10 protein-coding genes and 1 other RNA gene are annotated in these 8,920 nt (G+C 61.3%); 4 read left to right on the top strand and 7 right to left on the bottom strand.

Annotated features, from left to right (window positions below; all coding sequences use genetic code 11):
* Window positions 1–159: 159 nt before the first annotated feature.
* Both rnpB and rsmI read right to left on the bottom strand, forming a co-directional pair.
* Window positions 160–517: RNase P RNA component class A (rnpB, locus tag G7026_RS01245), an RNA gene on the bottom strand.
* 58 nt (window positions 518–575) lie between these two features.
* Window positions 576–1,439, bottom strand: a complete 864-nt coding sequence (gene rsmI / locus G7026_RS01240) for a 16S rRNA (cytidine(1402)-2'-O)-methyltransferase (RefSeq protein ID WP_308811739.1) — start codon at window positions 1,437–1,439, stop codon at window positions 576–578.
* Window positions 1,440–1,553: 114 nt separating this feature from the next.
* On the opposite strand from rsmI, the gene G7026_RS01235 reads away from it, so the two are divergent.
* From G7026_RS01235 to G7026_RS01220, 4 genes are all read left to right on the top strand, one after another.
* Window positions 1,554–3,329, top strand: a complete 1,776-nt coding sequence (locus G7026_RS01235; RefSeq protein ID WP_181068826.1) for a penicillin-binding protein activator — start codon at window positions 1,554–1,556, stop codon at window positions 3,327–3,329.
* Window positions 3,326–3,691, top strand: a complete 366-nt coding sequence (locus G7026_RS01230) for a YraN family protein (RefSeq protein WP_181068825.1) — start codon at window positions 3,326–3,328, stop codon at window positions 3,689–3,691. The genes G7026_RS01235 and G7026_RS01230 overlap by 4 nt, the downstream gene beginning before the upstream one ends.
* Before the next feature lie 93 nt (window positions 3,692–3,784).
* Window positions 3,785–4,378, top strand: coding sequence for a phosphoheptose isomerase (locus G7026_RS01225; protein ID WP_181068824.1), 594 nt, complete (start codon window positions 3,785–3,787; stop codon window positions 4,376–4,378).
* A complete protein-coding gene (locus G7026_RS01220) occupies window positions 4,375–4,956 on the top strand; it encodes a BON domain-containing protein (protein WP_181068823.1) in 582 nt (193 codons plus the stop codon). The genes G7026_RS01225 and G7026_RS01220 overlap by 4 nt, the downstream gene beginning before the upstream one ends.
* 64 nt (window positions 4,957–5,020) lie before the next feature.
* Here the strand turns inward: G7026_RS01220 and G7026_RS01215 are convergent, their stop codons facing one another.
* From G7026_RS01215 to petA, 5 genes are all read right to left on the bottom strand, one after another.
* A complete protein-coding gene (locus tag G7026_RS01215; RefSeq protein WP_181068822.1) occupies window positions 5,021–5,428 on the bottom strand; it encodes a ClpXP protease specificity-enhancing factor in 408 nt (135 codons plus the stop codon).
* A gap of 14 nt (window positions 5,429–5,442) precedes the next feature.
* On the bottom strand, window positions 5,443–6,060 hold the full coding sequence (locus G7026_RS01210) for a glutathione S-transferase N-terminal domain-containing protein (protein WP_181068821.1): 618 nt from the start codon (window positions 6,058–6,060) through the stop codon (window positions 5,443–5,445).
* Between the two features lie 170 nt (window positions 6,061–6,230).
* Entirely contained in the window at window positions 6,231–7,013 is a 783-nt protein-coding gene (locus G7026_RS01205) for a cytochrome c1 (RefSeq protein WP_181068820.1), read from the bottom strand.
* Window positions 7,013–8,224, bottom strand: coding sequence for a cytochrome b (locus G7026_RS01200; protein ID WP_181068819.1), 1,212 nt, complete (start codon window positions 8,222–8,224; stop codon window positions 7,013–7,015). Before G7026_RS01200 ends, G7026_RS01205 begins: the two co-directional genes overlap by 1 nt.
* Window positions 8,224–8,817 carry a ubiquinol-cytochrome c reductase iron-sulfur subunit gene (gene petA, locus G7026_RS01195; protein WP_181068818.1) on the bottom strand — a complete coding sequence of 198 codons (594 nt, stop codon included), beginning with the start codon at window positions 8,815–8,817 and terminating at the stop codon, window positions 8,224–8,226. The genes G7026_RS01200 and petA overlap by 1 nt, the downstream gene beginning before the upstream one ends.
* Window positions 8,818–8,920: the final 103 nt, after the last annotated feature.

Genomic DNA, 8,920 nt, shown 5'->3' with positions numbered 1-8,920 from the left:
CTATTTAGCGAAGCGGTTTGAGACTGTAGGAGTGCTCGTGACGAGCAAAAGAAGGGGAACTGCGAAGCAAAGCGAGGGGTTAACAAGCACAGTTAAAGTAACTTGTTAAGAGTAAGACTTTTTAGGCATTAGAATTGTGGCGAGCACAAGCGAAAGGAAGGGGAGAGTCGATCTGTAAGCCGGGTTCTGTCGAGGACAGCCATTCCTCTACGACAGCCATCACTGACTGCCTCTAGCAACCTACCCGGATCCAGCGCGGGCCACGCCAATGGATCCCTATTTGGTCTTGCTCCAAGTGGGGTTTACCTAGCCACGGACTGTTGCCAGCCGTGCGGTGCGCTCTTACCGCACCTTTTCACCCTTACCGGCGCCGAAGCGCTTAGGCGGTTATTTTCTGTGGCACTTTCCGTAGGCTCACGCCTCCCAGGCGTTACCTGGCACTTTGCCCTATGGAGCCCGGACTTTCCTCCCTCCCATTCCGCAAGCAGAACAAGACAGCGACTGTCCGATCGACTCTCCGCCGACAAGAATACGGGCTAGGCGCACACAGCCGCAACCTATAAGCCATCATTCGGCTACGCCTTGCGCTCCAGAGCCGCCTGATATAACAGATTCTTGCGCACCCCGGTGATTTCGGCGGCCACCGCAGCGGCGCGCTTGAGCGGCAGCTCGGCCAACAGCAGGTCCAATATGCGCAACGCGCCAGCATCCAGGGCATCTTCGCTAGCGGGTGCCTGCCATCCAGCGACGACAAGCACACATTCGCCGCGCTGCTGATTGCTGTCGGCCTTCACCCACCGAACCAGCTCGCCCAACGGCAAGCCCTGCAGCGTCTCGAAGGTCTTGGTCAGCTCACGCCCGAGCACTGCGGGGCGCGCTTCGCCGAACACGTCTGCCATATCCCTCAGGCTGTCGAGAAGGCGATGGGGAGCCTCATAGAAAAGTAATGTGCGCGACTCCTCTCTCAGCGCCTCGAGCCGGGCCCTGCGTCCGGCTACCTTGGCCGGCAGAAACCCTTCGAACGCGAAGCGATCGGATGGCAACCCAGCCGCACTGAGCGCCGCTATCAATGCGCAGGCACCAGGGATCGGTACCACACGGATTCCGGCAGCACGCACCTGGCGCACCAGGTGAAAGCCCGGATCGGAAATCAGCGGTGTCCCGGCATCGGAAATCAGCGCCACGTCACCGCCAGCCAGTAACCGCTCCAGGAAACGCCCTTCGTCACGCTCGTTGTGATCATGGCAAGCAGCCAACGGGGTCGAGATGCCGAAGTGCTGCAGCAGGCGCGACGAGTGCCGCGTGTCTTCGGCCGCGATCAGTGAAACCTCCTTCAATATACGCAACGCCCTGGCACTGATGTCCTCGAGGTTGCCGATCGGCGTGGCGACCACATAGAGCACGCCTGCGGCGGAATTCGCATCAGCTGTCGCAGTCACAGGGCATACCTCGCTAACGGAAACGCGCATTGTAGCCCGTTTCGGGGATGCACCATCGCAGCCCCATAGGGGCTTGGGTACAATCCGCTCACTATTGCTTTCAGGAACCTTCCCATGACGGCCCGTCTGCGCCCGCTCCTCATCCTCTGCCTCGTTGGCCTGCTGTCGGCCTGCGGCAGCAGCCCGACGTCGACCCTTGGCGAATTGCCTCGCACACCCCAGGCATCCACCCAGCAGCTGCTGGAACAGGCCGCCAGCAGCGACGCCGAAAAAGCCGCCCTGCTGCGCCTCACCGCTGCAGATCAGTCGTTCAAGCAGGGCGACCTCGACCGCGCCGCGCAGATTCTTCAACAGGTTCCGATGGACATCCTCAAGCCCGCGCAGCAGATCTTCGCTCGCACGTTGCAGGCCGAACTGGCCTTGGCGAACGGCGATCCGCGTCAGGCGTTGGTGCTTCTGCAACACCCCGCATTCGAGCGGCTTTCCGAACTACCAGTGGACCAGCAGATCCGCAGCCAGCTCGCCCGCGCCGAAGCACTGGAAGGCGACGGCCAGCTGATGGCGGCGGCGCGCGAACGCGTTTTCATCGCCCCGCTACTCGGAGGCCAGGCTGCCGAGCAAAACAACGAAGCGATCTGGGGACTGGTCTCCAGCCTGCCGTCCGAACAACTCGGCGCCGCCGAAGAGCCCGACTTGGCCGGATGGCTGTCGTTGGCCGCCGCGCTCAAGCAGGCCGGCACACTAGGCCAGCAGCAGGCGGCCATCGACAGCTGGCGCGACCAGCACCCCGGCCACCCTGCCGCCCAGCGCCTGCCGGAAGCACTGGTGAAGCTCAGGGAAATGGCCGATCAACCGCTGACTCACATCGGACTGCTATTGCCTACCGATGGCCAACTGGCCTCGGTAGCACGCGCCTTGCGAGACGGGTTCCTCGCCGCGCACCTGCAGGACCGCCAGATGGGCAACACCTCACCGAAGATCGAGCTGTACGACACGGCTCGCTTCCGTTCACTGGATGACTTTTATCAGCAAGCCCAGGCCGATGGCGTTCAGCTGGTCGTCGGCCCGCTGGAAAAGGAGCAGGTCCGCCAGCTTGCCGAGCGCGAGCAACTGCCGATCACCACCCTTGCCCTCAACTACAGCGACGCTGGCCAAAAGACGCCGCCACAGCTGTTCCAGTTCGGCCTTGCTGCCGAGGACGAGGCCCGCGAAGTGGCGCGCCGGGCATGGGCCGACGGCCACCGCAGCGCCATCGCCCTGACACCCCGTGGAGAATGGGGCTCCCGTGTATTGGATGCTTTCCGCCAGACTTGGCTGGACCAGGGCGGCACCCTGCTGGCGGCCGAACCGCTGGCGGAGCCGGTCGAACTGGCCAAGCAGATCGCCGACCTGTTCCAGGTTCGCTCCAACGGCGCGAACGCCGAACCGACGCGTCGGCAGGACGTGGACTTCGTATTCCTGGCCGCAACGCCGCAACAGGCGCAGCAGGTAAAGCCGACGCTGATCTTCCAGTACGCCGGTGACGTGCCGGTCTATGCGACCTCGCATCTTCACGCGGCAACCAACAACCGCACACAGTACCTTGACCTCGACGGTATTCGCTTTGCCGAAACACCCTGGTTACTCGACCCCAGCATCCCGCTGCGTCAACAGGCCGAGCAGCAATGGCCACAAGCGGCCGGAAGCCTGGGCAGGCTTTATGCGATGGGGGCCGATGCCTATCTCCTCGCACCGCGCCTAAGTCAGTTGACGGCGCTACCAGGGATGCGCCTCGAGGGCCTTTCGGGCACTCTCAGCCTGACGCCTGGCCAGCGCGTCGAGCGCGAGTTGCCCTGGGCCGAGTTCCGCGACGGCCAGGTGCAGCGCCTACCCGACAGCCCGGCACAATGAGCGAGGACCGCCAGAGCAGCGGCCGAGCGGCCGAAGCCCTGGCCCTGACGCACCTGAAGCGGAACGGCCTGCGCCTGGTGGCACAGAATTGGCTCTGCCGCAGCGGAGAGCTCGATCTGGTCATGCTCGATGGCGATACAGTAGTATTCGTCGAAGTTCGCTACAGGCGCCACGAGGCCTGGGGTGGCGCTCTGGAAAGCGTCGACGCGCGCAAGCAGCAGAAGCTCATCAAGGCAGCCCAGCTGTTCCTGCAGAAGGAAACGCGCTGGGCCAAGCACCCCTGCCGTTTCGACGTCATCGCCCTCAGTGCCGCCACGCAGCCCAGCGAGCCGAACTGGATTCGCAACGCTTTTGACAGCTGACGCCAGGGCACAGCCGCAGAGACTACACGCCAGCCGCTCCGCTCACCGGCGCTCAGCCCGCTCCGCACGCCACATGAAGGTCAGAATTACCGAATGGATATGCAATCCCGTATTCGCCAGTTGTTCCAAGCCAGCATCGAGACCAAGCAACAGGCAATGGAAGTTCTCGCACCGAGCATCGAGCAGGCCGGCCAGGCGATGGTCAACACCTTGCTCAACGAAGGCAAGATATTGAGCTGTGGCAACGGCGGCTCGGCGGGCGATGCCCAGCACTTTTCCTCCGAGCTGCTCAATCGTTTCGAGCGGGAGCGACCAAGCCTGCCGGCAATCGCCCTGACCACCGACAGCTCCACCCTGACCTCTATCGCCAACGACTATAGCTACAACGAAGTCTTTTCGAAGCAGATCCGCGCCCTCGGTCAGCCTGGTGATGTCCTCTTGGCGATTTCCACCAGCGGCAACTCGGCGAACGTCATTCAGGCCATCCAAGCTGCCCATGACCGTGAGATGCTGGTGATTGCCCTTACCGGTCGAGACGGCGGCGGCATGGCTTCCCTGCTGCTGCCCGAAGACGTGGAAATCCGGGTTCCGGCCAAAGTTACCGCACGCATTCAGGAGGTCCACCTTCTGGCGATCCACTGCCTATGCGATCTGATCGACAATCAACTGTTCGGGAGTGAAGAATGAACCGGAAAACCTTGGGCGCCGCAGCACTCGCCCTTTGCCTCGCCGTGATCGGCGGCTGCAGCTCGGTACTGAACGCGACGCGTGACGAACCGATATCGGACAACCGCGGCACGCGCACCATCGGCAGCAAGATCGACGATTCGCTGATCGAGACCAAGGCCTCGGTGAACATCGCCAAGGCCCATGTCGACTTGGACAAGAACTCGCATATCATCGTTGCGAGCTACAACGGCGTGGTGCTGCTGGCCGGACAAACGCCCCGCGAAGACCTCAAGCAGCTAGCCGAACAGGCGGCTAGCCAGGTGCAGCGCGTGAAGCGCGTGCACAACGAGCTGCAGATACTCCAACCCTCGTCAGCCCTGGCGCGAAGCAATGACACCTGGCTTACCAGCAAGATCAAGGCACAGATGCTGACCGACAGCTCGGTGCCCGGCTCGCGCATCAAGGTCATCACGGAAAACGGGATCGTCTACCTGCTCGGGCTGGTCACCCGCCAGGAAGGCACTCGAGCCACCAATCTGGTTCAGGGCGTTTCCGGCGTTCAGCGCATCGTCAAGCTATTCGAATACATCGACTGAGCCCCTCACGCTGCGCCAGTGAAAAAAACGGCGACCTGATGGTCGCCGTTTTTTTGCTCAAGGCCTACTTAACCACCTTCAGACTGGGGCGTCCGCCCGCACTGGGGCGCGGCCCGCCCGCTGAAGAAGACGAGTCTTCCGGTGCGCCGTCATCGGGCGGCGTGGGCTCGACCTCGAACACCATGCCCTGCCCGTTCTCCCGCGCGTAGATCGCCATCACGGCTGCCGACGGGATATAGAGGCTATGGGGAACCCCACCGAAACGCCCTTCGAAGCTGACGGCCTCGTTATCCATTTGCATCTGACGCACCGCACTGGGCGAGACGTTCAGAACGATCTGTCCGTCGCTGGCGAAACCCGCCGGCACCTGCACGCCAGGATGCTCGGCATGGACCAGCAAGTGAGGCGTGCAATCGTTGTCGACGATCCATTCGTACAGCGCGCGGACCAGATAAGGACGACTTGAATTCATGTGGGCTGCCTCTCTTAGCGCATTCGGCGCTCAACGGCGGAAAGACTGGCCTGGAAGGCCTCGCGAACGAAATTACGCTCCATGTAATCGAGCAGCGGCTTGGCCGCTCGCGGTAGCTCGATACCCAGACTGGGCAAACGCCACAGGATTGGCAACAGGCAGCAATCCACCAGGCTGAGCTCTTCACTGAGAAAATAGGGCTTGTCCGCAAAAACCGGCGACACACCGGTCAGGCTTTCACGAAGCTCCTTGCGCGCCTGCACCTTGGCAGCCTCGACGACACGTCGCTCGAGAATCTGATCGACCAGGCGGCACCAGTCACGCTGAATGCGGTGAACCAGCAAGCGCGTATTGGCGCGCGCCACCGGGTATACGGGCAGCAGCGCGGGATGTGGATAACGCTCCTCGAGGTACTCCATGATTACCGTGGACTCATAGAGCGCCAGATCGCGATCGACGAAGGTCGGAACGCTGGCGTAGGGATTGACCTCGGCGAGCTGCGGTGGGCAGCGCTGCGGATCGACGTCGATGATCTGCGCCTCGACGCCTTTTTCGGCAAGAACCAGGCGCACCCGGTGAGAGTAATGATCGGAGGGATCGGAATAACAGGCCAGCTTGTTGTTCATGGCCATAGGGTCCTTCCTCGCGTATGAATGCATATCGTTGGGCTGGCAGCATGGCCAAACCACGAGTTCCGTGAGCGCGCTCCGCGCGGCTATGCCAGCGGCACCGCCCTTCTCGGAGAGCAGAAAAAACACGCGCGCCCATCAGGCGCGCGCGGTTACAACAGGTACTGCCTGGTTTAATGAACGTCTTTCCAGTACTCACGCTTGAGCAGGTAGGCGAACACGAAGAAGACCGCCAGGAACAACAACACGTAAGTGCCGATGCGCTGGCTTTGCAGCTTGACCGGGTTGGCGGAGTACGCCAGGAAGGTCACCAGGTTCTTCACCGTCTCGTCGTACTCCACCTCGCTTTGCGCTCCGGTGCCAGGCATGACGGTCAACTGGTCACAGGCTTCGTGAGTGATGGGCGTCCCAGTCAGCGGATCGAACTGGCGACGACCATTCTCGACCACCTGAACCTGCTTGCAACCCACCACCTGACGACCTTGCAGCGGCGCCAGCACGTGCGGCATACCGACGTTCGGGAAAACGCGGTTGTTCACACCGTACGGACGGCTCGGGTCTTCGTAGAACGCACGCAGATACGAATACAACCAGTCATTTCCACGAACCCGCGCAACCAGCGTCAGATCCGGCGGCGCAGCGCCGAACCAACCCTTGGCATCGTCCGGACGCATGCCGATCTGCATATGGTCGCCAATCTTGGCGTCATTGAAGATCACGTTCTCCAGCATGATCTCCTCGGGAATACCGAGGTCCGTCGCGACGCGCTCGTACCGCTGGTACTGGGCACTGTGACAACCCATGCAATAGTTGGCGAACGTGCGCAGACCATCCTGCATTGCGGCCTTGTCGGTAAGATCGATATCGACCTTGTCCAGCTCGACGCCATGGCCGCCAGCAGCGAAGGAGAGGACCGGCATCAGCGCGAGAATAAATGCAGCTACTTGCTTTTTCATCAGCCATCCACCCTATCCGGTACTACTTTGGTCTTCTCGAGCTTGGTGTAGAACGGCATCAGGAGGAAGTACGCGAAATAAAGGAACGTACATACCTGGGACAGCAGCGTCCGTCCCGGAGTAGGAGCCAGAACGCCGAGGACGCCGAGAATTACGAACGATACGCAGAAAACCAGCAGCCAGATCTTGCTCATCCAACCCTTGTAGCGCATCGCTTTGACCGGGCTGCGATCCAGCCATGGCAGCACGAACAGCACGGCGATCGCCGCGCCCATCGCGATGACGCCCAGCAACTTGTCAGGTACCGCGCGCAGGATCGCGTAGAACGGCGTGAAGTACCAAACGGGCGCGATGTGCTCTGGCGTCTTGAATGCGTTGGCCGCCTCGAAGTTCGGTTTCTCGAGGAAGTAGCCGCCCATCTCAGGGAAGAAGAACACCACCGCGCAGAAGACGAACAGGAAGACCACCACACCCACGATGTCTTTCACCGTGTAGTAAGGATGGAACGGAATGCCGTCGAGCGGAACGCCTGCCTCGTCCTTGGACTTCTTGATATCGACACCCATCGGGTTGTTCGACCCAACCTCATGCAGCGCCAGGATATGCAACACCACCAGGCCAAGAATGACGATTGGCAAGGCAATCACGTGAAGCGCGAAGAAGCGGTTCAGGGTGATGCCCGAGATCAGATAGTCACCACGGATCCACTGAGTCAGGTCGTCGCCGATCACCGGAATGGCGCCGAACAACGAGATGATCACCTGGGCGCCCCAGTAGGACATCTGCCCCCATGGCAGCAGATAGCCCATGAAGGCTTCGGCCATCAACGCCAAGTAGATCAGCATGCCGAAGATCCACACCAGCTCACGCGGCTTCTGATAGGAGCCGTAGAGGATCCCGCGGAACATGTGCAGATAGACGACGACGAAGAATGCCGAAGCACCGGTCGAATGCAGGTAGCGGATGATCCAGCCGTACTCGACATCACGCATGATGTATTCGACGGAGGCAAAGGCCCCTTCAGCCGACGGCTCGAAGCTCATCGTCAGCCAGATACCGGTGAGGATCTGATTGACCAGAACCAGCAGTGCCAGGGAGCCAAAGAAGTACAGAACGTTGAAGTTCTTGGGCGCGTAATACTTGCTCAGATGGTCTTCCCACATCTTGGTCGCGGGGAAGCGCGCATCGACCCATTCCATGAACTTGCTCATCAGGCGTTCTCCTGGTCCACGCCGATGATGAGAACATCATCCGTCTCGTACGAGTGCGGAGGCACTGGCAGGTTCAAGGGTGCTGGCTGCGATTTGTAGACGCGGCCGGCCATGTCGTATTTGGAGCCGTGGCACGGGCAGAAGTAGCCGCCCTGCCAGTTGGCGCCGAGATCCGCCGGAGCGACTTCCGGGCGGAAGGACGGCGAGCAGCCGAGGTGTGTGCAGAGCCCCACTAGCACCAGCAGTTCGGGCTTGATGGAGCGCGTCTTCGGATCGACGTACTCTGGCTGAACCGACTCCTCGGATTGAGGATCGGCCACTTCAGCCTCGACTTTTTCCAGGCCGCCGAGAATCTCATCGGTCCGACGCACGATAAATACCGGCTGGCCCCGCCATTCGGCCACCAGTTGCTGGCCCGGCTGGATCTTGCCGATATTCACCCTAACCGGCGCACCGGCCGCCTTGGCCTTGGCACTAGGGAACCATGACCCCACGAACGGGACCGCGGCACCCACCGCTCCTGCCGCACCCACCACCGAAGTGGCGGCAACCAGGAAGCGACGCCGGCCAGCATTCACGCCGTCATTGCTCATTCAGTCCTCTCCCATCAGCTTCTTATGGCCTGCCTTAAAGCAGGCATCTACTACGTAAAATCGGGCCGCGAAAAAATTCGCCAAATGGTAAAGAAAACCCCTT

The sequence above is a fragment of the Stutzerimonas azotifigens genome (genome assembly GCF_013522725.1).
Classification (GTDB): Bacteria; Pseudomonadota; Gammaproteobacteria; order Pseudomonadales; family Pseudomonadaceae; genus Stutzerimonas; species Stutzerimonas azotifigens_A.
This window is presented reverse-complemented; position numbering and strand designations above follow the sequence as displayed.